Below are 26018 nucleotides of genomic sequence, written 5' to 3'. Positions count from 1 at the left end.
TGAAGAACATTGTTTGTATTTCGACACTTACTACGATCAATTCAGGAATATAATTCCTTATTAGAGCCATATTAAAAATACTTATTCCATTTACTGACTTTAAAACAGAACAGATGAAAATAGACCGTACCGATAAAGCGATTCTTGAGCTACTGCAACGGGATGCCACCTTGTCTGTGGGGCAAGTGGCCGAAAAAGTAAATATTTCCAAAACCGCATGCTGGCGCAGGATGCAACAACTGGAAAAACAGGGCGTGATCGAAAAGCGGGTGGCGTTATTGAATGCCGAGCAAGTGGGTTTACCACTAACCGTATATATCTCAGTATGCACCAATCAACATAATGCAGGCTGGGCACAGAACTTCCAGCGGGTGACGCAGAATATCCCCGAGATTCTGGAAGTACACCGTATGAGCGGCGATCTGGACTATATGATCAAGGCGGTGGTGAGTGATATGAAGGGTTATGATCGGTTGTATAAAAAGCTGATCGATGCAGACCTGTCCGATGTCAGTGCCAGCTTTGTCATGGAAGAGATGAAACACACCACAGAGCTTCCCCTGGATCAGCTGTGATCATGGGGAAGCGGTGATCCCAGGGAAAACGGGGTAACGAAAGGCTGAGACCAACAAGGATACAGCCTAAGAAACGGGGCTAGAAAAAGCGCTCATAAGCCAGACTGCCCCAGACAATCACGGTCAGAGCCAAAGCGACAAACACTGCCGCAGAGCCGATATCTTTGGCTCTGCCTGATAACTCATGGTGCTCAGGACCGATCCGGTCGACAACCGCTTCAATGGCTGAGTTGATCAACTCAACAATCAAGACCAGAAAGCAGCAGGCGATCAGCAACAAGCGTTCCAGAGTGGTTTGTCCCAACCAGAACGCACTGGGGATTAGCAACAGACACAAAAACAGTTCCTGACGAAACGCCGCTTCATGTCGCAAGGCGGCTTTAAGGCCTTTAATTGAGTAGCCTGTCGAGTGAATCAGATGTTTAAAACCGGTATGTCCTGGCTTCATGTTAGTCCTAATACAGAGATCTTTGCTGCTTTAAGCGCAAGCGCCATCACAGTGAATAGATAAAAACAATCGATACGATAAAAGTGCTTCTGAACCGCAGCTGAAACCGCTCATGCCGGTATTTTATCATGCCTCGGATAGAAAGCATTCCATCTCGTCAATGAAGAAAACCAACGTAAAACAGTAGCGGGATTGATCAATTTTTACCTGGTGGAATAATCAGCATTCTGATCAGTCATGTTAATATAGAGAGCTTACTCAATCGATGGATGCATGAGCTGATTCAGCCCATCCCACTATTCAGCTCATCCCACTATTCAGCCCATCCCATTATAAAGGCTCAAGCTATGCACAATAGGACCATTGCAAAATGGACAACCCCTTTCTTCTTCAGCTGGTCAGCCAGCGAACAGTTTACCCGTAAGGATTGGTTCCGTTTCTGCAGCTGGTTGGCGATTATGGCAAGCCTTGCCGTATACCTGATCGCCAGTCAGTACCTAGGCTATATTCAGGTCAGCCAGCCCCACAGTATTATCTACCTGATCAGCGCCTACATCGGCCACTTTGCCCTGTTCCCGGTTATTGGCTGTCTATTGCTGCTGCCTGTTGCCTTACTGCTTCCCTATCGTCAACTGGTACTGCCACTATCCGCTCTTATACTCTTCCTGGGGCTCAGTTTGCTGGTGGTCGATACTCAGATCTATGCTCAGTATCGGTTCCATTTAAGCGGCTTTATCTGGGATATGCTGACAGGTCCCGGCGCAGGTGAAATCATTCAGTTATCCTGGCTAACACTGCTGGTAACCGCGCTTATCCTGGCTGCGATAGTACTCCTGACATTACTGGTACTATCTGGTACAGCCTGGTGTATACAGCAGCCCGGACTTAAGGGTAAAGGCTACGCTCTGTTCTCCATCTGGCTACTGGCACTGTCCACCAGCCATATTTTACACGTCTGGTATGAGGCTCACTACGATACGGAAGTGACCGGTATCACCCGGCATTTCCCCAGCTATTATCCCGCTACCGGCAAGCGAGCCTTAGTGAAGCGGGGCTGGATTGACCCTGAACAGATTCGCCCGGAGACAGCGTTCAATACCCACACCGGTAATAAAGGCCTGCGATATCCCGTCAACCCGCTGCAGTGTAGCGCACAGGAACAGCCTAAGAATGTACTGGTGATTGCGCTGGATGCGATGCGGGCAGATACATTAACGCCTGAGATTACGCCAAACCTTTATCGTCTGAGTCAGCAGGGTAACGCCCAGTATTTCACCGATCACTTCAGCGGCGGTAATGTGACAAAAGGGGGGATTTTTACTCTCTTCTTTGGTCTACCTGCAACTTATTGGGATGGCTTCGCTTCCGCTCAGCAAGGCGCACTCTGGATCAGAGAGCATCAACGCCAGGGCTATGCCATGGGTATATTCAGCTCTGCAACGCTACTCAGTCCGGCCTTTGATCGTACCGTATTTGCGTCTGTACCTGACCTGCGTTTAAAGAGTGAAGGACCCAGCCCTTCTGAAAGAGACAAGAATGCGATCCAAAACTTTGAACACTTTATTCAAAATAAACCAAAGCAATCGCCGTTTTTTGGCTTTCTCTTCTTAGATGCCATTCATGGCTATGACGTGCCTGAAGGGTATGAGAAGTTTCAGCCTCAGTGGAAGCGTGTGGATCATATCAAGCTTAACAATGACTTTGATCCTGAGCCCTATTTTAACCGTTACAAAAATGCCGCCTTTTTCCTGGATGAGCAGATCGGTCAGCTTATCGACAAACTGGATCATCAAGGTTTGCTTGAAGAGACTGTAGTCGTGATCACATCGGATCATGGCGAAGAATTTAACGACCTGAAACAGAACTTCTGGGGACACGGCAGTAACTTTAGCCACTACCAGAGTAAAACCCCTCTGCTAATACTGTGGCCAGGAAAAGAGAAAACGCGCATTGATCACCGTACGTCCCATTATGATCTTGCCCCTACCATCATGACTGAGGTATTGGGCTGTACCAATCCAACATCAGACTATGCGGTTGGTCATAACCTTTTTCAGCCCTCAGCTGAGCGGGACTGGCTGATTGTACACAGCTATTTTAACTACGGTATCGTCGGCAAAGACCGCATTATTGCGACTTATCCAACAGGTAATTACGAAATTCTGGATACTGAAAATAAAACAATTAAGAACGAAACTATGCCAACCCAGGCGGGTATGCAGTCGATCAGACAGATGTCTATGTTTTACCAATAAGCTCCCCATAAAAAGAAGCCCGGTCTTATGGCCGGGCTAATATGCTAAATGAATATGGCATCCAATTCCAAAGCGATTGAGTAGAGACATTCAGCATTAACTCCCTAAGCGAGCCAGGTTGATTCCCATTCGATCACGCGTTGCTGAGCAGCACACCAAAGATCCAATAGTTCGTCAGACTTAAACATGGCCAAACCCTCCATTCGTAGCCAGTGATCTTAGACTGAACACCCCGCACCACGTGCCGGGCTCACTGTCAGTATAGGTGTTTTTTTAGCCTGCAAGCCATTTTCAAACGCCTGAAGGCCGCATAAATAAAGGGGGTATCACTTTAGAAGGAAAAATATGAACAGAAGCAACCACTTGCCGCACAGCAACATAATATGAATTTTTTTGTAACTGAACCCTCCTGTAAAAACAGTATATTCAGTTACAAAATAAAAACCGTTTTCACTGACAAGTGACAGTTAAGGTCGCATCAGCTCCAGGCTTAGTTCCAGGCTTTAAGGCTAAACCAACCTAATCCCTCTTCCTGATCAATAGCAGGAATCTCATCTGCAGGAACATTTAATACCGGCTGTAAAGCAGCACGCGCTAAGTCAAAGGTATTGTTCTTGTCACTGATATGAGCGGCTACGACATGCTGGAGTTTGTCGTGTAACAGTTCGGCCAATAGCACTCGGGCCTGCTCATTACTCAGATGACCAAAGTTACCAGCCACCCGACGTTTTAGCTTAGGCGGGTAAGGGCCATGCTGGAGCATCATAGGATCATGATTGGTTTCCAGAATCAGGGCTCCACAGTGCTGATAGCAGTGACGAATATGCGGCGTGATACTACCCAGATCGGTCAGTATACCGATACGCTGCTGCCCATCCCCCACCACATATTGTACGGGTTCTTTGGCATCATGAGGCACGGGCACAGGCTCGATCTCAAGATCGCCAATAGCCAATTTGCGATGGCTGCTGATCAGACGCAGATCCGGTACATCACCCAAGCGGCCGGTAAGATGAGTGCCCGCAGTACAGAACACAGGCATACCTGACGCCCGGGCGATGCGCCCAACACCTCCGATATGATCACCATGCTCATGGGTCACCAGCACCCCGTCCAGCTGTTCCAATTCCAAGCCCAAACGAGCCAAACGGGCACGGGTGTCTTTTACACCAAAACCACAGTCAATCAGAATACGGGTATTATTTTTTTCAATAAGAGTAGCGTTCCCCCGGCTACCACTGCCGAGGGAAGCGAAACGCAATGCAGTCACATGATCAACCTTAAGTAGGCATACAGTACTTTTCCCTACATAAAACCCTTATTTTCCGGCCGCTTCGGCCGGAAAATATCGGAATATTTATGTTCGGGTACTTAGTTCAGTAAGCGACGCACTGCACCCAGAAGCTGACGCGCATGCCTGCTATCGGCGGGCTGACCATTTTGTTTTACCCGTATCTCAACCGGATTAGTACCCGTTAACTGCAGCTGGTAAATATCTTCTTCATCAGCGCTACCGATCCAGGATGGTAAAATAGTACCCCGTTCACTGCTTGGCACCCAGGCCAAAGTAAACTCACGTTTCTCAACATCAGAGTTGATGAGCTTCTCATTCGCTTCATCGAAACGTTCAGCTAGCAGCAGCTCCAGACCAATCCAGATACGATCCGCATCCAGCTGAATGCTCAGTACAGGTTCTTGACCTGCCACAGTTTTCAGCTCTACGTTTTTACTACGGCTAAGATTTTGAGCCGACCAGGATACACTCTGAGAATCGGTACGAGGCGCCAGCAAACCTTCTTTCAGCTGATTTAATACCGTCTTGGCAGCATTATCCGTACGCACCTGTCCCCGGTTATCAATCAGCTCAAGATCACTGTAGCTGCCGCGCAGACCTTGACGTAACCGCGCTTCAACCACCTGGCCATTCAAAGAGTTATTGGTCTTAAAACGCAGCTGTCCCGTAAATGGATCTGACTTTTGCACAGCCCAATCTAAACGCTGGAACTCCTGCTGTAATAACGGCCAGGTAACCGCAGGGTTTTCTGATACAGCCAGCCACAGGCGTGGTTTAACACCGCCTTTGCCTGCATAGGTCATCATCTCAGCTGCAGGCACCTCTTCATCAACCACAGGCAGAGGATCTGGGCGCGGTACTTCAAACTCAGCATCCAGCTGCTCCAGAGCCGCAACTTCAGGTAAAGGCATCAACTCACGAAAACGGGACTTGTCTGCGTTTGCAGGCAACTCCAGAGGGGGATGAAGTGTTTCTTTTACGTAGTCAGTCTTACGATCGTAATAATAACCAGAAGAGCTACAACCAGAAAGCAGGAAACCGGCGACCAAAAGGCTACCGGTTACCTTTAATAAAGAGTCCTGTCGGGACATGCGTATTCCTATCTATTAATACATACCCAAACAGAGCTGCCCAATGAAAATGGCCGACTCTCCAGCACTGAGCCGGAGAACCGCGAGCCTGTCTGTTTGAATGCTTATCCAGGTTTGCTTAACCGATACCTTTTAACCAGTGCAGTTAACCGGTATTCAATTAACCAATAATACCAGCGTGTTGCATCGCTTCCCGTACAGTCGCATGATATTGAGGCGAAAGCATCGTCAACGGTAGACGAATACCCGTTTCTATCATCCCCATCTCATGAACCGCCCACTTCACTGGAATCGGGTTGGATTCAACGAACAACGCACGGTGCAGAGGCATTAGTCGAGTGTTAATCTGGTGTGCGGTAGACGCATCGCCACTCAGGGCTGCCGCACACAGTTCAGACATCTGACGGGGTGCAACGTTCGCGGTTACAGAGATATTTCCATGACCACCCTGCAGCATAAAGTCAGCTGCGGTCAAATCATCACCGGAGAACAGCAGGAAGTCTGTGTCTTTCAGACGCTCCATCAACTCTTTACCGCGTTCTACATCACCCGTCGCATCTTTAATGGCCACTATGTTTGGCAGCTTACTCAGGCGCACTACCGTTTCATTGTGCAGATCCACTGCGGTACGACCCGGAACATTATACAGAATCACCGGCAGATCGCTGGCTTCAGCTACCGCTTTGAAGTGCTGGTATAAACCTTCCTGAGTCGGTTTGTTGTAGTAAGGCGTCACAGACAGACAGTAATCTGCACCCACTTTTTTAGCAAACTGAGTCAGCTCAACCGCTTCAGATGTTGAGTTGGCGCCTGTCCCCGCAATCACAGGAATACGGCCATTGACCTGTTCTACCACCTTTCGGATGACATCAAAGTGCTCATCAAATGACATCGTAGTCGGTTCACCTGTGGTCCCTGCTGCAACAATAGCATCAGTACCGTTTTCCAGGTGAAACTCCACCAGGCGATGCAGCGCTTGCCAATCAATCTCTCCTGAGGTTGTCATCGGGGTTACCAACGCAACAATACTGCCTTTGATCATCTGCCATCTCCGAAAAAGCACGAAAAAAATGAAAGCCCAATGTTACTTTTGCCTATGTCTGAACACAAGCGCCACACCGCTTTTACTCAGCATGTAAGCAGGAATAAGCCACAAAAACAGGCCTGTTAAATCAAGATAGATAAAGTCTGACTGAATCACTAAGAAAATACCGTGTAAGCGCCTGTTTGCACTACACTCCCCCCACGCTTCCCGGCATAATGACACCAAGTACCCAAACGCCGATATGCCCTTACCACACCGATTGGTAATAAACCCTCAGGCAACGGAATATTTTTTGTTTGGGTCGGTCGTATAACCCGCTGAGTATCGAAGGCTCAGCTTTTTACTGCTTATAGTTTTTTTACTGCTTATAAAAAGGGATAACACTGCCATGACTATTGCTGTCGACATGCCGGTACCTGAATTCACCGCCCAAGCCACTAATGAGACCACGGTAACCCTGAGTGGGCTGGCCGGTAAAAATGTCGTGATCTACTTCTATCCGAAAGATAATACGCCAGGCTGTACAACCGAAGGTCAAGATTTTCGAGATCATAGCGCAGATTTTGAAGCGGCCAATACCGTGATTTTCGGAGTATCCCGCGATAGCCTGCGCGTACACACCAATTTTAAAGCCAAACACGAGTTTCCTTTTGAGCTGATCAGCGACCCAGAAGAAGAACTGTGCAAACTGTTCGATGTGATCAAGCTGAAAAAGAACTACGGCAAAGAGTACATGGGCATTGAGCGCAGCACCTTCCTGATCAATGCCGAAGGCAAACTGGCTCAGGAGTGGCGTAAAGTGAAAGTAAAAGGCCACGTTGAAGAAGTGTTGAAAGCCGCACAGGCGCTTTAAGTTTTCAAAGGCTTAAAAATAGGGCTTTGGAGCTCCAGAGCCCTATTAATTGTCATTTATTTAGCGCCTATATTACCTTACGCATTTCTTTGCCTATAACACTGCGCCATTTACCACGTACATTCACCTGTAAGCACTTAATCTTCCGAAATACTACCTTTCTTATACTGCCAACTGGCACAAAGCCTGCAACTTCTCTTGCTAAACACACACTATAAGCCCAAAAGCTCAGGAACTGTCTCAATCATGCGCCAACAGAGTGCATGTTAACGGCTGCCTGCTGTTCGAGCGCCCTAAAACAGGGCGGTAAGTCACGATGCTTTTGAGCTTTTTATCTTTTGAAGAATATCTTTCTTGAACCTTTAATTTAGAGAAGTGGCTGCTTATGCCTGCATCACAGCGGATTTTCAGGGTTCGCCGCTATTACAATAAGTGGGTTGCGGATCAGACCTTAGAAGACTTTGCCCTGCGCTTTACCGCACACTCTGCCCGTCATATGAGCATTGAGCGAGTGGCTAAAACCGCGCTGGGTGCGACGGCATTTCTCGCCTTAGAGGGCATCGCTGCTGCAGTAACACTGAACTACGGTTTTACCAACACGCTTTGGGCGATGCTGACAGTTTGCCTGCTGTTTTTTATCACAGGTCTACCTATCAGTTATTACTCGGCCCGCCACGGTTTAGATATTGACCTGCTCACCCGTGGTGCGGGTTTTGGCTATCTGGGATCAACCATTACCTCACTGATTTATGCCTCCTTTACCTTTATCTTTTTTGCTATTGAGGCTGTGATTCTGGCCTCTGCTTTAAATGCTTTACTGGGGATTCCGCTGGCACTGGGGTATTTCCTCTGTGCGGTAGCGGTGATTCCCATTGTGACCCATGGCATCGCCACCATCAGTCGCTTTCAGGTGGGCACACAGAATATCTGGCTGGTATTGCAACTGGCCGCACTGTTTGTCGTGATCGTGTATGAGTCCGACAAGCTGGGCGACTGGACACAATTCACGCCTCAGCATCTGCCGGATTCCGGCGAGTTTAATATTCTGCTGTTTGGAGCCGCCGCATCGGTATTTTTTGCCCTGGTTGCCCAGATTGGTGAGCAGGTGGATTACCTGAGATTTATGCCGGAGAAAACCGAGCAGAATAAGAAACGCTGGTGGTTCTGGCTGATTCTGGCCGGGCCAGGCTGGGTGATTCCAGGCGTCATTAAGATGCTGCTGGGTTCTTTTCTGGCCTATCTGGCGATCTCTCAGGGCATGAGCTTTGAGCTGGCCACCGACCCGACCCAGATGTACCAACGGGTGTTTTATTATCTGACCCAGTCACCGGGTATTGCGCTGCTATTAGCCGCACTGATGGTGATTCTGTCTCAGATGAAGATCAACGTCACCAATGCCTATGCGGGCTCCATTGCCTGGTCAAATTTCTTCTCTCGTCTGACTCACTCTCACCCCGGACGTGTGGTCTGGCTGGTATTTAATGTCACCATCGCGTTATTACTGATGGAGCTGGGTATTTATCAGGCACTGGAAGCGATTCTGGGAATCTTTGCCATTGTAGCGGTCAGCTGGCTCGGTTCATTGGCGGCTGATCTGATGATCAATAAACCTCTGGGGTTAAGTCCCGATTATGTGGAGTTTAAACGGGCCCATCTGTACGACATCAACCCGGTAGGCACAGGCTCTATGCTGCTGGCCACCGGACTAGGCGTACTGAGTTATCTCGGCGTATTTGGTGAGGTCAGTAAAAACCTCAGTCACTTCCTTAGCCTCGCCGTATGCTTTATCTCTGTGCCTTTAATCGCCTGGCTCACTCAAGGACGATTTTATATCGCCCGTCAGTCCCCGGAGCTACTGCCTTTAATCGAGGCAGAACGGGAAAACACATTGTCGGCCTTTAAACCGGCACCACACCCCCACGCTGTCGGCGCTCATACGGTGTTGAAGTGCGGCATCTGTGAGAATGCCTTTGAAGCGGAAGATATGAGTTTCTGCCCGGCTTACGACCTGCCGATCTGCTCCCTGTGCTGCTCACTGGATGTGCGCTGTATGGACAGCTGCAAACCGGAAGGTCGAGTATCCCGTCAGGCGATACAGTTTTTCTCTTTATTCCTGCCTCAGCGCTGGAGCCATAGAGTCAATTCCCGTCTGGCCCGTTTTGGTGGTCTGCTGTTACTGGTTAATCTGTTGAATGCGGCTTTATTAGCGGTAGTCTACCGGCAGATGCAGCCAGAAACGGCCGCAGAAACCTTACTGCTGGAACAAGTGATCTGGAGCCTGTTTTTTACTTTGCTGATCGCATCCGGTGTCGTCTCCTGGCTGTTTCTGCTCGCCCACGAAAGTCGGGTGGTGGCACAGAAAGAATCCAATCGTCAGACCCGAAAGCTGATCAATGAGATTGAAGCCCACCAAGAAACCGATCTGGCATTACAGCAAGCCAAAGAGCTGGCAGAACGGGCCAATGCAGCAAAAAGTCGATATCTGACCGGTATCAGCCATGAACTGAGAACGCCGCTACAGTCTATTCTGGGCTATGCTCAGCTGCTGAACGATAAACCGGATACGCCACAAGGGCATAAGAATGGTTTAGATATTATCCAGCGTAGCGGGCAATATCTGACCGATCTGATCGAAGGCTTACTGGATATTTCCCGTATTGAAGCGGGCCGACTGGATCTGTACCGCACTCAGGTAGATCTGCCTCAGTTACTGGATCAGCTCAGTAGCATGTTTGCCATGCAGGCCGGTCAGAAAGGGATTCAGTTCAACTGCCAGATCCACAGCCCACTGCCTCAGTTTGTGATGACCGATGAAAAACGCCTGCGTCAGATACTGATTAACCTGTTGTCCAATGCGGTGAAGTATACCGTTCAGGGCGAGGTTGAGTTCTCCGTACGTTACCGCAATCAGGTGGCTGAGTTTACCATTAAAGATACTGGCCCTGGCATTGATGATGATTACCTGCAGCGGATTTTTGATCCGTTTGAGCGGGTCAGAAATCGTGATACCGCCAGTCAGAGCGGTACAGGTCTGGGCTTAACCATTGTGCGTCTGCTGACGGAAATTATGGGCGGTGATCTGCAGGTTAACAGCCGGGTTAATCAAGGCAGTGAGTTTACCGTGGTACTTATGCTGCCCTGGGTCAGTCAGGGTGATCAGGACAATACTGAAGTGACCGAGCAGAAAACCCTTGTCGGCTATGAGGGCTATCAGAGAACCTTGTGTCTGGTCGATGATGACCCTATCCTGCGAGGGCTGTTATCGGATCTGCTCACGCCACTGGGCTTTATTACCCTGGAAGCTCATGATGGCGAAAGCTGTCTTAAGTTGCTGGATCAATTGGATGGTCAGCGCTCGCCGGATCTTTTCTTGTTAGATGTCTCTATGCCGGGTATTAATGGCCTGGAGCTGGCTCACAAGCTTAGAGAACGCGAGGTCAGAGAACCGATTGTGATGCTGTCTGCCGATGCCCAGGAACACTATCGGGCGGCAGAAGATCAAGCCGCGTATAACGATTATCTGGTTAAACCGATCGCCAATCATAAGTTACTGGATAAACTGGCCGAGCAACTGAATCTGCAATGGAGCTGGCGGAAAACAGATGAGCAATCGATCTCAGCACCAGCGGCTAAACCGGTGTCAGAGCCTATTCTGGAACCAGTTTCAAAGCGTGTCTCTGAATCGATCCCTCGATCAAATTCTGAACCAGTTCCTGAACCGCCCCCTGAATCAGCCCCTGAGTTTATTCCAGATCATCCTCTCATCGCCGAGCTGATTGCCTACGCAGATACCGGGTTTGCCAAGGGGGTGCGACAGGTTCTGGAGCAGCTCTGGGAAGAACGCCATTTATGGGAAGAATCCCCTTTATGGCAAGAGCCGTCTGCTTATCCTCAATCTCAACACCCTCAACACCCGCAACACTCTCAGGCTTCAGGCGCTGTTGTACCCGCTAAACACCTCGACGCTCTACAGCAGATGGTGAATGGCTTCCAGTTAGCCGCCATTGCCGACTATATCGCCAAGCATTCTGAACGGAAGGAGTCATCACTATGACCATACCGGACCTGACGGCTACGCAGTCAACCCTCAACACCAGAAGTATTTCTCAGGCTCAGTCCAGTCAAACGCCGTTATGCGATATGGTGCTGGTGGTAGATGATTCCCCGGATACACTAAGCCTGATTAATGACACCCTGGAAAGTGCAGGCATTAATGTACTTGTCGCCCTGGAGGGGCGGCAGGCTCTGACCATCGCCCGTAAAGTCAGGCCGGATATGATTCTATTGGATGCCATCATGCCCAATATGGATGGCTTTGAAACCTGCCAGCAGCTAAAAGCCGACCCGGAACTGGCCGCTATCCCCGTGATATTTATGACCGGGTTGACCGAAACCGATGATATCGTGCGCGGCCTGGAAGCCGGTGGTGTGGATTATCTGACTAAACCGATTAATCCCAATGAGCTATTAGCCCGAATGAAGGTTCATCTGACCAATGCCAGATTAACCAATAGCGCCCAGTCCGCACTGGACAGTACCGGTCAGCATCTGATGACAGTCAACGATACAGGCCATATTCGATGGGCCACACCGCAAACCTATGCTCTGCTGGCGCGATCTGGTGCGGATGAACACTGGCAGAGCACACAGCTGGCACCACAAATTGCACAATGGTTGACCCATAGGCCTGATCTGAACCAGCAACTCAAGCTCGTCGGGCCACCGCTCCCTTCAGGTTCAAATACAAAGCCTAGTATTACTACGGACAACCCACTGCCAGATAGCCCCAAAAACTATCCACTGGAGATTAAACTGATCAGCCATCAGGAAAATGGCGAGAAATTACTTAAACTGATTGATGGCCAACGCGCCACAGGCTCGACCATGCTGAAAGAAAAACTGAACCTGACAGAACGGGAATCTGAAGTGTTGTACTGGATCGCGAATGGCAAAACGAACCGGGAAGCGGCTGAAATCCTGACCATGAGCCCCAGAACCGTTAACAAGCATCTGGAGCAGATTTTTCCGAAGCTGGGCGTCGAAAACCGAACCGCAGCGGCAGGAATTGCATTACGTTTATTAGCGGTCGAGTAGCCGTTTTATCTGACGTTTATTTCGTATCGGACGTTCTTTTGTAGCAAACACCCTTTTGTAACAGGCGCTCTTTTGTAACAGGCGCTCTTGTATAACTGTAACAGATGTCTTGAGGCTTATAGCAAGCAAAAGCCCCGACTGAAATAGCCAGGGCTTACGTTATACCAACCGAATTACACAGATTATTCGAAACTGCAAAACACTGCTATCTACCGTATAGTCGGCATGCCGCTTGATATTATGCCGCCACCATCGCTAAACCGGTCACCGCAATCGCACCACCAGCAATACGTGTCGCCAGCTCGGCTTTAATCTGAATGCTGGCTTTTGCCAGAACGATACCCACACTATGTAGAGCAGCTGTAGCCAGAGCAAAGCCCACACCGTATGCCAGACCACTGGCTTCCAGCGGCATTTCTGTACCGTGAGCCGCACCGTGGAACAGGGCAAAACCCGCCACCAAAGCAGCACAGACTGCTGGATGGAATTTAACGGCAAAGGCCAACAGGACACCCATCGCAATTACGGACAGGACGATACCACCTTCAACAAAAGGCACCGCCACACCGGATACTGCCAAAACGCCACCCAGCAGCATAGTCACCACAAACGCAGCAGGCACAGTCCACTGTGCTTTACCGCCCATACGGGCTGCCCATAAGCCAACGGCAACCATCGCTAACAGGTGATCCAGACCGCCAACAGGGTGACTTAAACCGGCCAGAAAGCCCGATACTTCATGTCCACTATGCGCCATAGCCGTTGCAGGTGCCAAAAAGGCCAGTGTTGCTAAAATCTTTTTCATGCCAATATCCTATAAAAATACAAATTCTATATTTAAATCAAATAGTTAAAAATATATTTTATTATTCAAACCACCGCTTCTGCGGCAGGCAAGGTTTTCTGCTCCAACATACCTTCGGTGACGATAAACTGAATAATATCATCCAGCCCCTGCGCCACTTTCAGATTGGAAAAGATAAAAGGCCGTTCACCGCGCATCAGTTTAGCATCACGATCCATCACCTCAAGGGACGCACCCACAATCGGAGCCAGATCGGTTTTGTTGATAATCAGCAGGTCGGATTTGGTGATACCGGGGCCACCTTTACGGGGAATCTTGTCACCGGCTGATACGTCGATCACATAGATGGTCAGGTCTGACAGTTCCGGGCTAAAGGTGGCGCTCAGGTTGTCGCCGCCACTTTCCACAAACACCACATCCAGTGCGCCGTGGCGTTCAACCAGCTGGTCGATAGCCGCAAGGTTCATGGAAGCATCTTCCCGGATGGCGGTATGAGGACAACCTCCGGTTTCGACACCGATAATACGGTCAGCACTGAGTGCTTCATGTTCGGTGAGGAATTTTGCGTCTTCTTTGGTATAGATATCGTTGGTGACTACGGCAATATCGTAGTGATCACGCAGGGCCGCGCACAATGAACGCAGCAGCGCTGTTTTACCTGAGCCTACCGGGCCACCCACACCGACGCGTAATGTTTGTTTTGGTTTGGTCATAAGATCTCCTCGTTTTAATTTTTATCCGGTTCTGTGTCGTTCTGATGCCTCCCGGCTGTAGCCACCGGCTGCTTTATCTGCAGTTATCCCACAGAGTTCTATAGCAAGGATCAGGAACGAAAGAGTCGGGAATACATATGTTCATGTTGAGAGCTGGCGATGGCTAAAGCAGGCAAGCCTGCACCAATCTCCTCTTCAGAAATCTTTTCAGCCTGTTCGATGACGGCGGCCAGCTCCGGTTGCAGAGCAACCAGCAGCTGTTGTGCCTGTGTCTGCCCCAATGGCACCAGCTTGGTGGCAGCCGCGATCTGGTTTTCCAGCCAGGACCAGAGAAAGCCGCTGGCTGCTGCCCGATAGGGGATCTGCCAGAGAGATGCTGCCAAAGCGAACAAGCAGACAAAGCTCACAGGTTCACTTTTGCTGAAGGGCTGAGCCATCTGCAGGCTGTTCATCAGCCGCATCAGAGCTTCACCCATAGCGGTATCCGTCAGGGTCAGTTCATGGGTTTCCCGGCAGGCCAGTGTCAGCTCATTGATGCGCTTTAACTCTTTAATACGCTTTGACTCGGGCCAGTCTTCCTGAACGCAGGCCTCCATCGACAGCCTGAGCAAAGGAATATCCGTGCCCGAAAGCCCCAGATGCAGCTGTTCCCGAACCCAATGTTCCACCTGATCCGCTTTGCGAATCCAGCCTGCGTCTATGGCGTACTCCATGCCGTGAGAGAAGGCATAGCCCCCCCACCGGAAGACTGACGGAAGCCAGATGCATCAGGCGCACCAGACTCAGATCGGTCATCGCTGGCGCTGCTGATACAGAAGCGCTATCCGGCTCAGTGTTCATGGTGATGTCCCGGCTCATGGGAATGATCATGGCTGTGGGAGTGACCATGGCTATGCGAATGATCGAGACTGTAATCGTGACTGTGCTCATGCTCATGATCATGGCCATGGGAATGTCCATGATCATGACCGTGAGAATGACCGCCGAGGCCTTTAAAATAAGCGCCGTTTTCCGGCACGAACACGGCTTCGGTATGCACTATGGTCAGCTCCAACAGCTCCAGCATCTCCTCCAGCACATGATCCGGTGTGATGCGCAGCCAGCGTTCACCGACCTGCAACTTCACATGCCGGTTGCCCAGGTGATAACAGGCGCGGGCAAAGGTGTGCCAGTCATCGCAACGGGCTTCGGTCACGGGCTCGATGGCTCCTTCTACCTTGACGATCTTTCCGCAGTGGGATCTCAGATATTCACCTACCTGAAGGGCGGTGCCGCGCTCCAGAAATACGCGCACCTCTTCACCATCGGCACTGGTCAGGCGCAGCCGGCCGCGATCCCTCTGCTCATGATTCAGAGTCACTGTAGCGTAAATAGGGCCTGCTTTTTCGGTGCCCAGGCGTTCGTAAATTTCAAGCATCTTGGTTTTCCTATTCACTGTCCTTAATAGCTGGCTTATCTGCTGTAATAGAGTATTTAAAACCCACCATCAGAACAGATTAAAACGTTGTGCCAGCGGCAGTTCAGTCGCAGGCTCACAGGTCAGCAGTTCACCGTCAGCGCGTACCTCATAGGTTTGCGGGTCAACGGTGATATCCGGCTGCCAGTTGTTCAGCACCATATCGTTTTTGCTGATGTTGCGGGTATTAGCGCAGGCTACCAGTTCACGGTTAAGGCCCAGTTTTTCCCGGATGCCGTTATCCAGCGCCGCTTTGGAAACAAAGGTGACGGAGGTTTGGCTGGCCGCTTTGCCATGAGCACCGAACATAGGGCGGTAATGCACCGGCTGTGGCGTCGGGATAGAGGCATTCGGATCACCCATAGGGGCCGCGGCGATCATACCGCCCTTGATAATCATCGAAGGCTTAGTCGCAAAGAAAGCGGGTTTCCACAGCACCAGATCCGCCAGCTTGCCCGGTTCAATAGAGCCGACTTCGTGAGAGACACCGTGAGTAATCGCCGGATTGATGGTGTACTTGGCCACATAACGGCGGGCACGGAAGTTATCGCAGCCCACATCCTGATCTTCCGGCAGCAGGCCAAACTGAGTTTTCATCTTGTGAGCCGTCTGCCAGGTACGGGTAACCACTTCACCGACACGGCCCATCGCCTGGGAATCGGAGGAGATCATGGAGAAAGCCCCGCGATCGTGGAAAATATCCTCGGCGGCGATGGTTTCCTTGCGGATACGGGAATCAGCAAAAGCCACGTCTTCTGGAATCGAGCTGTCGAGGTGATGGCAGACCATCAGCATATCGAGGTGTTCATCCACCGTATTGACCGTGTAAGGGCGGGTCGGGTTGGTGGAAGAGGGCAGCACATTGGGGTAAGCACAGGCGCGGATAATATCCGGCGCGTGACCACCGCCAGCCCCTTCGGTGTGATAGGTGTGGATAACACGGCCTTTGAACGCGCCAATCGTGTCATCGACAAAACCGGATTCATTCAGGGTGTCAGTATGAATCGCCACCTGTACATCATACTTTTCCGCCACGCTCAGGCAGCAGTCGATAGAAGCCGGTGTTGTGCCCCAGTCTTCATGCAGTTTCAGGCCGCAGACACCGGCTTCCAATTGTTCTTCCAGCGCTTCTGGCTGAGAAGCATTGCCTTTACCGAGGAAACCCAGATTCATCGGCATATCATCGGTACTTTGCAGCATTTTGCCGATATACCAGGGGCCCGGTGTACAGGTGGTCGCATTGGTGCCGGTGGCAGGTCCCGTGCCGCCGCCGATCATGGTGGTGACACCGCTCATCAGGGCCTCTTCGATCTGCTGCGGGCAGATAAAGTGAATATGGGCGTCGATGCCGCCAGCGGTCAGAATCGAGCCTTCCCCGGCGATCACTTCGGTGCCCGGACCAACGATGATATCCACATTGGCCTGAACATCCGGGTTACCGGCTTTACCGACACGGACGATACGACCGGCCTTGATACCGACATCTCCTTTGACGATACCCCAGTGATCCAGAATAACGGCATTGGTGATTACCAGATCCATAGCGCCTTCGCTGCCATCGGTGGGTTCATTTACCTGCTGACTCTGACCCATGCCATCACGGATCACCTTGCCGCCACCGAATTTCACTTCATCGCCATAAACGGTGAAATCTTTCTCGACCTGAATCCAGAGATCAGTATCGCCAAGTCTGACCTTGTCACCGACTGTTGGGCCAAACATCTGAGCATAGGCGGTGCGGTCCATCGTCACCGAGGATGTTTCAGCGCTGGTGTCCGAGCTGCCTGCGTCTTCAAGCGGGCCCATCACTTCACCGCGGAAACCATAAATGGTTTTGCTTCCGGCAAATTCCACCAGTTGAACTTCACGACCCTGACCGGGCTCGAAACGAACCGCAGTGCCGGAGGCGATATTCAGGTGGAAGCCTTTGGCGGCTTCTCGGTCAAAACTCAGTGCCGGATTGGTTTCCGCAAAGTGATAATGGGAGCCTACCTGAATCGGACGGTCGCCGGTGTTTTCGACACGAAGGACGATCACCTTGCGGCCTTCGTTAAGCGTAATCTGCCCTGCTGCGGCTTTTACTTCGCCGGGAATAAAGAGGTCAGAGGTTTGTGAATCCTTATCAGTCATGGTGATCTCTCCTTAGCAGATAGGCTGGTGAACGGTGACAAGCTTGGTGCCGTCGGGGAAGGTGGCTTCTACCTGAACCTCATGGATCAGTTCCGGTACGCCCTCCATCACCTGATCCGCATTGAGCAGGGTTTTGCCGTAGCTCATCAGTTCAGCAACGGTTTTACCGTCACGGGCACCCTCTATGATCTCCATGGTGATAAAGGCAACCGCCTCCGGGTAATTCAGTTTCAGTCCACGGTTCAGGCGTCGTTCCGCCAGCAGGGCTGCAGTAAAGATCAGCAGCTTATCTTTCTCTCTTGGCAGTAGTTCCATAGTGACCTCTTGCTATTTGATCCTGCCGGGCAGGTCATTTTTTACTTTGGCGATTCAGGTGCTTTTAATTCAGTCGTTTTGAATTCAGATGCTTTTTATTCAGACTATTCAAGTGGCCCAGATACGCGGCTCACAGGCATCCCGGTTGAGTAGCTCAGGGCGAACCTGCTTCCAGCATTCGATAAAGAGTTTGCGGGCCTTTTCCGAGCAGTACCCCAGATAGCGCACCATCACAAAGCCGTGATTCAGGGTGACACCCGCGAGAAAGTCCTCATCGAGAGATTTGTGTTGCTCGCAGCAATCCCGCAACCTGCAGATCAGGTTTTCCAGTGCGGTTTCATCATCGTTTATCCCAGCATTAAAAGAGGGCGCATCGAACGGCCCGGCCACCATCATGGCGGTAATCGGATAGCCTCTCAGCCCCGCAAGGCTCTGCAGCATGCCGTTTTCCTGTTGATCGCCATCCACCACTAACCGTTCGCGCAGACAAAGTTTACCGTCGCGGAAAATCTGCAGGTTTTGCTTCATCAGGCTGCCGGGAGAGAAGGGTTGGTGGCAGGCGGGCAGGCCGAGACTGGTGATTTCCCAGCCGATATAGCGGGCGTTGCCGGTAAGATGCACCTGAGTATCCAGCTGTGTCTGAGCTCCAGGGTAGATGATGCCTTCCAGCGGCAGCCATTCGAGGGAGGCATCATCCGCCAGATCAAAGCGCAGTATCTGATGCTGCAGGCTTTTATCAGCACGGGCCTTATAAACCCGGCCAGCACCCGGTGTGGTAATCAGAGCTGAAGCTTGTTCATCCACATCAGCAGAGATGGTCAGGGTATCGCCCGAAACCATCCCGCCCGGTGGATGCAGCAGATAAAGGTGCGCCAGATCCCGCCCCTCCGGGTAAAAGGGCTTCTGTACATAAAGCGGACCTTTATGCTCACAACCTTTTAATACTGATCCGCGCAGAGTACGGGCCAGCTTGAGTGCCAGTCGGGCCTCCCAATGGGAAGCCTGTTCGGTAGGTAACACTGTCATCCGATTCATGGTAATAAGGATGTCCTGCAAACCATGCACCTATTGAAAAAACGCACCAAAATAGTGCTTATTTTTCTTACTGCCTATATTTGGGGCATTGTAGGTGCAATAAATCATTTTTATTTTCAGTAGGTTACAGTGCTACGTTGCTTTTTGCGGCAGTAGCACTAGTCACCCGTAACCTAATGAAGCAATAATGCGGCCAAAAGTGTAGTTGCTCTAAATTTGCAGCTTTTGCCGATTTTTCCCCTTTGTATTTATACCGCCAGATACTGTCTGATCAGTTCATCATTCAGATTAGCCATCTTGTCACTGGCCACCACCCGGCCTTTTTCCATCAGGCGAAACTCTTTGCCCACCCGACGAGCAAAGCCCAGCTTCTGCTCCACCAGAATCACCGTCAGACCTTCCTCTTCATTCAGTTTCAGAATCACATCACCGATCTGTTTTACGATATTGGGCTGGATGCCTTCGTTGGGTTCATCGAGAATCAGCACTCTGGGTTCCAGTACCAGCGCCCGGCCAATGGCCAGCTGCTGTTGCTGCCCACCGGATAGATCACCGCCACGACGGTGCAGCATCTCTTTTAATACCGGAAATAACTCGAAGATTTTTTCCGGGATCTCACCGGTACTGTCACCGGTTCGGCTTTTACGCACCGGCAGGCCGATACGCAGGTTTTCTTCTACGGTGAGCATAGGAAAAATATCCCGTCCCTGAGGCACATAACCGATACCCGCTGGTGCTCGGAACTCCGCACTCCGACTGTGCAGTGGCTCACCATCCAGCAGAATTTCGCCATCAGAGATCGGTAACAGCCCCATCAGGCACTTCAGCAACGTGGTCTTACCCACACCGTTACGACCCATAATGCAGGTGCAGGAACCGGCTTCGATCTCCAGGTTCAGATCCCACAGAATCTGAGTACCGCCGTAGAGCTGGTTGACGTTATTAATCGAGATCATGCCTCTTCCCCCAGATAAACTTCGATCACATCCTTATTGTTCTGCACCTGATCCATCGTGCCTTCGGCCAGCACCGAACCCTGATGCAGCACCGTCACCGTACGGGCGATACTGCGCACAAACTCCATATCATGTTCCACGACAATCACCGTGTGCTCACCGGCCAGAGAGGTCAGCAGCTCAGCGGTACGTTCCGTTTCCTGAGCGGTCATACCGGCTACGGGTTCATCAATCAGCAGTAAACGCGGTTCGGAGACCAGCAACATGCCGATCTCCAGCCACTGTTTCTGGCCGTGAGACAGAGCGCCTGCCAGCAGAAAACGCTGCTCTTTCAGGCCGATAATCTCCAGCACCTGATCAATTCGATCCAGCTGCGTGGGTGTTAATCGGGCCAGCAGTGTCGGCATCACGCCTTTATTGGTTTTAAGGGACAGCTCCAGATTGTCGAATACCGTATGGGCTTCAAAGACGGTCGGCTTCTGGAACTTACGGCCGATGCCCAATTCCGCAATTTCCGGCTCAGATCGTTCCAGCAGATTATGGTTCTGACCAAAATAAACCGTGCCGGAGTCACACTGGGTTTTACCGGTAATCACATCCATCAACGTGGTTTTACCCGCGCCATTGGCTCCGATCAGACAGCGCAGTTCGCCATCATTGATATAAAGGTTCAGGTCATTCAGTGCTTTAAAGCCATCAAAGCTCAGATTCAGGCCTTCCACATACAGAATCACCTGATGGGAAACATCCACTGCCTGCTGCTTTGGCATCAAAAACGGCCAGACTTGATCCCGACGTAACATCTCTTTACCTTCAGCGGTCAGGTTTTCTAATGCGCTCATACGCTGGCCTCCTTAGTTTGCACTCCTGCACTGGCTTGTGCCCCAGTGCTCAGCGGCTTATCGGACTCTTCAGCAGAACTGTTTTTAACCTGCGAACGATTTCTCATCAGGAACCAGCGCTCTGTTAATTGGCTGAATACACCCACCAGACCTTTTGGCAGGAACAAGGTCACCAGCACAAACAAGGCACCCAGCGCAAATAACCAGCCGTCCGGCATAATGGCGGTAAAACGGGTTTTGGCGTAGTTGACCAGCAGGGCACCGACGATGGCACCGATCAAAGTGCCGCGACCACCCACAGCCACCCAGATCACAATCTCAATGGAGTTAATCGGAGAGAATTCACCGGGGTTGATAATGCCCACCTGTGGCACATATAACGCGCCAGCAATGGCCGCAATCATGGCAGAGTAAACAAACAGCCAAACCTTAAAGTTATCGGTGCGATAACCCAGAAAACGGGCCCGTGCTTCACCATCACGGATGGCAACTACAACCTTGCCGAGGCGGGACTGCATAATCCAATGGCTGGTGATAAAGGTCAGTGCCAGCATCAATGCGGTAATGGCAAACAGAGCCACACGGGTAGTATCCGACTGCAGGTCAAAACCGAGAATATCTTTAAAGTCGGTCAAACCGTTGTTGCCGCCAAAACCCATCTCGTTGCGGAAGAAGGCCAGCAACAGCGCATAAGTCAGCGCCTGCGTCATAATAGAGAGATAAACACCGGTGACACGGGAACGGAACGCCAGCCAGCCAAAGATGTAAGCCAGCAAGCCCGGTACTGCCAGCACCATCAGCATGGCAAACCAGAACTGGTCCATACCCAGCCAGTACCAGGGCAGTTCACTCCAATCCAGAAACACCATAAAGTCCGGCAGTTCCGGGTGACCATAAACACCACGGTCACCAATCTGGCGCATTAGGTACACGCCCATCGCATAGCCACCCAGAGCAAAAAATGCCCCGTGGCCCAGGCTCAGAATGCCGCAGTAACCCCAGATCACATCCACCGCTAACGCCAGCATGGCATAACTCAGATACTTACCTAATAGCGTGATAGTGTAGGTACTGACATAAAACGGCGAGCTTTCTGGTAGCAGCAGATTGGCTGCTGAGGCTAGCACCGTCACCGCCAACAGGATCACCACAAAGGGTGCGACTCGACCACCGGGCTGGCCTTTCCCTTTAAATAGATCACTGGCAGAGAAGCGAGCGATAGAAGACAAAGACTGACTCATTCCGCAGCCCTCCCTTTCTGAGGAAACAGACCTTTAGGGCGTTTCTGAATAAACAGGATGATAAACACCAGAACCAGAATACTGGCCAGTACGGCACCGGTGACAGGCTCCAGAAACTTATTGGCGATACCCAACGAGAATGCGGCGACCAGCGTGCCTAGCAAGTTACCGACACCACCAAACACCACCACCATAAAGGAATCGATAATATAGGCCTGGCCCAGATTAGGACCCACATTGGTCAGCTGGCTCAAAGCTACACCCGCGATACCGGCAATACCGGAACCCAGGCCAAAGGTCATGGCATCCACCCAATCCGAGCGTACGCCCATAGCGCGCGCCATATTTCGATTTTGTGAGACCGCACGCACATTCAGACCCAGCGAGGTTTTCTTCAGAATCAGTTGCAGCAGGAAAAACACCAGCAGGGCAAAAGCCAGAATGTATAGACGGTTCAGGGTCAGCGACAACACAGGGTTGATCTCAATGGAGCCACTCATCCATTCAGGAGACGCCACCTGACGGTTTAACGGTGAGAAAATGGTGCGGACCAGCTGTTGTAAAATCAGGCTGATACCAAAGGTGGCTAACAGGGTTTCCAGCGGTCGACCGTGTAAGAAACGAATCACACCACGCTCAATCAATACCCCCATCAGACCGGAGACAATAAACGCCAGTGGAATCGCCAGCCACAGGGAATACTCGATATGATTGGGCAACATCAACTGCACCACATAAGTGGTGTAAGCACCGAGCATAATCATCTCGCCATGGGCCATATTGATCACACCCATAACGCCAAAGGTGATAGCCAAGCCAATGGCCGCCAGTAGCAGTACAGAACCCAGGCTCAGGCCAAAAAACAGCTGATCGATAAAGGCGTAAAACTCCACCTTATCCTGAATTTTCACCAGCGCACTGGCCGCAGCTTTATTTACGGCTGGTTCGTAGTTTTCGCTCTCTGATACCCGCGCCAGCAGATTACGCACTTCACTTTCTAAACTACCGGACAGGGCTTCAATGGCCTCCAGCTGATCCACTGCTAAAGCGGCATTGGTCAGCTTGTGCATCGCCAGCGCCAGATCCATCATCTCCTGCACGGCAGTGTTTGGCTCATTTACCCGCGCGCTTTGAATCGCCTCAATAGTGGGCTGATCCAGCTCGGACAGCAGATTACGTACCGCTTTTTCGCGGGCAAAAGGATCAGACGACGACAACTGGATTCGAGCGATGGCATCACGCAGATAACCACGCAGACGGTTATTCACCCGGATCTTTTTAGTTTGCTTCTTAGCCACGTCGGGCAAAGCCTGACCAGTAAAGACATCAGCAAAGGCATCACCGGATGCGGTTTCCACCAGAGCAACCACCTGACGACTGGCTTTAATAAAATAGAGGTTGCCGCCCAGCATGGTACGGAACAGCGGCAGCATGGCTTCACCACCGGATTGCTCCAATTTTTCCAGAACAGGCACCGCCTTATTCAGACTTTTCTCTGTCAGCTCGATTAATAGCATTTGAACTTTGGGAGAACGGCCAACTACTGCTTCAGGCGAAGGCTCAGTCGAAGTAACAGAATGAGGCTGATCCGCCTCAGCAAAAGCAGGATTCAAAGCAGGGTTGAGCAGCAACCCCAACACACAACAGCAGAGGGCGAGATAGCGTTTCACAACAGTACTCCATTGCGCTTTATCGCGTAAAAAGCGGCTAATCGAAAGAAATAAGGGAGATAAAACCGCCAGAAAACCCACAAAGCGGATGCGATTGAAACAGGATGCTTTGTGGGTTTGGTCGCTAAGTGGATCGAGGTAGCTCTAATCTAAATAAGTCAGATCTATCTCGATCAATCACCTGGCAGAGGTATTAGAAGTTCTGACCAGAACAGGTGCGGGTTACCGTGTTGTAGTTACCGCACTTAATTGGCGAGGTCCAATCAGAGATCAGATCTTTAGAACCCGGCAGGAAGTCAGACCAGGCATCACCCGGTACGACACCTTCAGTTTCCCAAACCACCTCAAACTGACCATCATCCTGAATTTCACCGATCAGCACCGGCTTACTCAGGTGGTGGTTTTTGTTCATTACTGCGACGCCACCGGTCAGGTTAGGGCTTTTCTGGCCAATCATCGCCTGCTCGACGGCATCAACATCCGTAGTACCGGCTTTTTTCACCGCCTGAGTCCACATATTGAAGCCGATATAAGTCGCTTCCATCGGGTCATTGGTCACACGTTTTGGATTACCGATAAAGGTTTTCCAGTTGGTGATAAATTTTTCGTTGGCTTCGCTATCAACACTCTGGAAATAGTTCCACGCCGCCAGGTGACCTACGAGTGGTTTGGTATCGATACCGGATAGCTCCTCCTCACCGACAGAGAAAGCCACTACCGGAATATCTTCGGAAGAGATGCCCTGGTTACCCAGCTCTTTATAGAAAGGTACGTTGGCATCACCATTAATAGTGGAGACAACTGCAGTCTTCTTACCCTTACTGCCGAACTTCTTCACATCAGACACAATCGACTGCCAGTCAGAGTGACCAAACGGCGTGTAGTTGATCATGATATCGCTGTCAGCAACGCCTTTAGCTTTCAGGTAAGCTTCCAGAATCTTGTTGGTGGTACGAGGGTAAACATAGTCCGTACCGGCCAGTACCCAGCGCTCCACACCCAGCTCATTCATCAGGTAATCCACCGCTGGAATTGCCTGCTGATTCGGTGCCGCGCCGGTATAAAATACGTTTTTCGAGGACTCTTCACCCTCATACTGCACGGGATAGAACATCAGGCCATTCAGCTCTTCAATCACCGGCAGTACCGACTTACGGGATACCGACGTCCAGCCACCAAAGATCACATCCACCTTATCTTTGGTCAGCAGCTCACGGGCTTTTTCAGCAAACAACGGCCAGTTAGAGGCCGGATCAACGACTACGGCTTCCAGCTTTTTACCCAGCAGACCACCCTTTTTGTTCTGCTCTTCCACCATCATCAGAACCGTGTCTTTCAGTGTCGTCTCACTGATCGCCATCGTGCCAGACAGCGAATGCAGCACACCCACCTTAATGGTATCTGCCGCCAATGCGCCATAACTGACCATAGACGCGCCCATCGCTAACGCCATACCCGAAACCAGCTTTTTAATTTTCATGCCGAACCTTCCTATCGCGTGCTTTTTAATTCTTGGGGTTAGGTGCAGAGCAAAAGCGCTAAACACCGTCCGAAATCTGCCCATTGATTATTGGGAATTGCTCGCGAGTGCGGTATGGGGTGGATGACGCAGAGGGGTACGTCATTTGACGTAGGTGGTGATGAGATAAAGACTGATCGCTGTATTTAGCCTTCTAAACACTGACGGCAAATAATGGGCAAGACTAAAATCATCGGGTACTGTCCCAAAATAAAGAGGTCAGTCAATGGATGATATAGGCTCCAGCCTGGTTAACATTTCTCCTGAGAAGTGTTAACCAAGACCACAGATGCGAACGAAGGAATACGCGATTCAGAGCAGTTACTATTGCGTAGAGCATGGAAAACGGTTAACACTTTTCTAGCAGGCTGTCGGACTATTAGCCCATTTCACCCAGATCTAGGATAATAGCCCTTTTCAGGTTCCAGCAGGATATATCATGAGTCGCTTTCGTACCATCGATCGTCAAACGCCTTATCTACTTCCTCCATCTATTGATGACTGGCTGCCTGAAGATCATTTAGCTCGCTTTATTGTAGAGGTTGTCGATAGTCTGGATTTGCAAGCCATCCAGGGAGCATATCGCGGGAGAGGCAGTGCAGCCTATCACCCTTCTTTACTACTATCCCTGCTCATCTACGCTTATGCCACCGGAGTATTTTCCAGTCGCAGGATTGAGCA

The 26018-nt window shown here is 50.8% G+C and carries 22 protein-coding genes; 6 read left to right on the top strand and 16 right to left on the bottom strand.

The window, feature by feature from the left end; all coding sequences use genetic code 11:
• The first annotated feature begins 113 nt into the window (after nucleotides 1–113).
• Nucleotides 114–575: an Lrp/AsnC family transcriptional regulator gene (locus tag H579_RS0116560; RefSeq protein ID WP_036566464.1), complete on the top strand. Its 462-nt coding sequence runs from the start codon at nucleotides 114–116 to the stop codon at nucleotides 573–575.
• A 79-nt stretch (nucleotides 576–654) separates the two neighbouring features.
• Here H579_RS0116560 and H579_RS0116555 read toward each other — a convergent pair whose 3' ends face one another.
• Entirely contained in the window at nucleotides 655–1023 is a 369-nt protein-coding gene (locus tag H579_RS0116555) for a diacylglycerol kinase (RefSeq protein WP_028301619.1), read from the bottom strand.
• Nucleotides 1024–1370: 347 nt separating this feature from the next.
• Here H579_RS0116555 and H579_RS0116550 point away from each other — a divergent pair, with 347 nt between their 5' ends.
• On the top strand, nucleotides 1371–3278 hold the full coding sequence (locus tag H579_RS0116550) for a DUF3413 domain-containing protein (RefSeq protein ID WP_051227730.1): 1908 nt from the start codon (nucleotides 1371–1373) through the stop codon (nucleotides 3276–3278).
• 490 nt (nucleotides 3279–3768) lie between these two features.
• On the opposite strand, the gene H579_RS26085 is transcribed toward H579_RS0116550, so the two are convergent.
• The 3 genes from H579_RS26085 to dapA form a co-directional block, all read right to left on the bottom strand.
• Complete coding sequence (locus tag H579_RS26085; protein ID WP_245583294.1) at nucleotides 3769–4548, bottom strand: MBL fold metallo-hydrolase; 780 nt, start codon at nucleotides 4546–4548, stop codon at nucleotides 3769–3771.
• A 101-nt stretch (nucleotides 4549–4649) separates the two neighbouring features.
• Nucleotides 4650–5663: a hypothetical protein gene (locus tag H579_RS0116540; protein WP_028301617.1), complete on the bottom strand. Its 1014-nt coding sequence runs from the start codon at nucleotides 5661–5663 to the stop codon at nucleotides 4650–4652.
• A 160-nt stretch (nucleotides 5664–5823) separates the two neighbouring features.
• A complete protein-coding gene (gene dapA, locus H579_RS0116535) occupies nucleotides 5824–6705 on the bottom strand; it encodes a 4-hydroxy-tetrahydrodipicolinate synthase (protein ID WP_028301616.1) in 882 nt (293 codons plus the stop codon).
• Between the two features lie 391 nt (nucleotides 6706–7096).
• Between dapA and H579_RS0116530 the strand changes: the two genes are divergently transcribed.
• From H579_RS0116530 to H579_RS0116520, 3 genes are all read left to right on the top strand, one after another.
• Nucleotides 7097–7561 (top strand): peroxiredoxin, encoded by a 465-nt coding sequence (locus H579_RS0116530; protein ID WP_028301615.1) that lies wholly within the window; start codon nucleotides 7097–7099, stop codon nucleotides 7559–7561.
• Between the two features lie 385 nt (nucleotides 7562–7946).
• Entirely contained in the window at nucleotides 7947–11615 is a 3669-nt protein-coding gene (locus H579_RS0116525; protein WP_028301614.1) for a hybrid sensor histidine kinase/response regulator, read from the top strand.
• A gap of 86 nt (nucleotides 11616–11701) precedes the next feature.
• Nucleotides 11702–12655: a response regulator transcription factor gene (locus H579_RS0116520; RefSeq protein WP_028301613.1), complete on the top strand. Its 954-nt coding sequence runs from the start codon at nucleotides 11702–11704 to the stop codon at nucleotides 12653–12655.
• A gap of 238 nt (nucleotides 12656–12893) precedes the next feature.
• Here the strand turns inward: H579_RS0116520 and H579_RS0116515 are convergent, their stop codons facing one another.
• From H579_RS0116515 to urtA, 12 genes are all read right to left on the bottom strand, one after another.
• On the bottom strand, nucleotides 12894–13460 hold the full coding sequence (locus H579_RS0116515) for a HupE/UreJ family protein (protein ID WP_102049373.1): 567 nt from the start codon (nucleotides 13458–13460) through the stop codon (nucleotides 12894–12896).
• A gap of 65 nt (nucleotides 13461–13525) precedes the next feature.
• On the bottom strand, nucleotides 13526–14173 hold the full coding sequence (ureG, locus tag H579_RS0116510; protein WP_028301611.1) for an urease accessory protein UreG: 648 nt from the start codon (nucleotides 14171–14173) through the stop codon (nucleotides 13526–13528).
• 110 nt (nucleotides 14174–14283) lie between these two features.
• A complete protein-coding gene (locus H579_RS26080; RefSeq protein ID WP_102049371.1) occupies nucleotides 14284–14886 on the bottom strand; it encodes an urease accessory UreF family protein in 603 nt (200 codons plus the stop codon).
• A 116-nt stretch (nucleotides 14887–15002) separates the two neighbouring features.
• Complete coding sequence (locus H579_RS0116500) at nucleotides 15003–15590, bottom strand: urease accessory protein UreE (protein WP_028301610.1); 588 nt, start codon at nucleotides 15588–15590, stop codon at nucleotides 15003–15005.
• A gap of 69 nt (nucleotides 15591–15659) precedes the next feature.
• The gene (ureC, locus tag H579_RS0116495; RefSeq protein WP_084624179.1) at nucleotides 15660–17759 is read right to left on the bottom strand and encodes an urease subunit alpha; all 2100 of its coding nucleotides are present in this window, start codon (nucleotides 17757–17759) and stop codon (nucleotides 15660–15662) included.
• A 12-nt stretch (nucleotides 17760–17771) separates the two neighbouring features.
• Entirely contained in the window at nucleotides 17772–18074 is a 303-nt protein-coding gene (locus H579_RS0116490; protein ID WP_028301608.1) for an urease subunit gamma, read from the bottom strand.
• 108 nt (nucleotides 18075–18182) lie between these two features.
• Nucleotides 18183–19109 (bottom strand): urease accessory protein UreD, encoded by a 927-nt coding sequence (locus H579_RS0116485; protein WP_028301607.1) that lies wholly within the window; start codon nucleotides 19107–19109, stop codon nucleotides 18183–18185.
• A gap of 248 nt (nucleotides 19110–19357) precedes the next feature.
• Nucleotides 19358–20065 (bottom strand): urea ABC transporter ATP-binding subunit UrtE, encoded by a 708-nt coding sequence (gene urtE, locus H579_RS0116480; protein ID WP_028301606.1) that lies wholly within the window; start codon nucleotides 20063–20065, stop codon nucleotides 19358–19360.
• On the bottom strand, nucleotides 20062–20907 hold the full coding sequence (gene urtD / locus H579_RS0116475; RefSeq protein WP_028301605.1) for an urea ABC transporter ATP-binding protein UrtD: 846 nt from the start codon (nucleotides 20905–20907) through the stop codon (nucleotides 20062–20064). The genes urtE and urtD overlap by 4 nt, the downstream gene beginning before the upstream one ends.
• A complete protein-coding gene (urtC, locus tag H579_RS26075) occupies nucleotides 20904–22148 on the bottom strand; it encodes an urea ABC transporter permease subunit UrtC (RefSeq protein ID WP_084624178.1) in 1245 nt (414 codons plus the stop codon). Before urtC ends, urtD begins: the two co-directional genes overlap by 4 nt.
• A complete protein-coding gene (urtB, locus tag H579_RS0116465; RefSeq protein ID WP_028301604.1) occupies nucleotides 22145–23818 on the bottom strand; it encodes an urea ABC transporter permease subunit UrtB in 1674 nt (557 codons plus the stop codon). Before urtB ends, urtC begins: the two co-directional genes overlap by 4 nt.
• 193 nt (nucleotides 23819–24011) lie before the next feature.
• A complete protein-coding gene (gene urtA / locus H579_RS0116460; protein ID WP_028301603.1) occupies nucleotides 24012–25298 on the bottom strand; it encodes an urea ABC transporter substrate-binding protein in 1287 nt (428 codons plus the stop codon).
• Between the two features lie 478 nt (nucleotides 25299–25776).
• On the opposite strand from urtA, the gene H579_RS26070 reads away from it, so the two are divergent.
• Nucleotides 25777–26018, top strand: a 242-nt coding sequence (locus H579_RS26070; RefSeq protein WP_036566462.1) for a transposase, incomplete at its 3' end; no start/stop codon positions are given.

Source organism: Oceanospirillum beijerinckii DSM 7166 (genome assembly GCF_000422425.1).
Taxonomy (GTDB): domain Bacteria; phylum Pseudomonadota; class Gammaproteobacteria; order Pseudomonadales; family Halomonadaceae; genus Oceanospirillum; species Oceanospirillum beijerinckii.
This window is presented reverse-complemented; position numbering and strand designations above follow the sequence as displayed.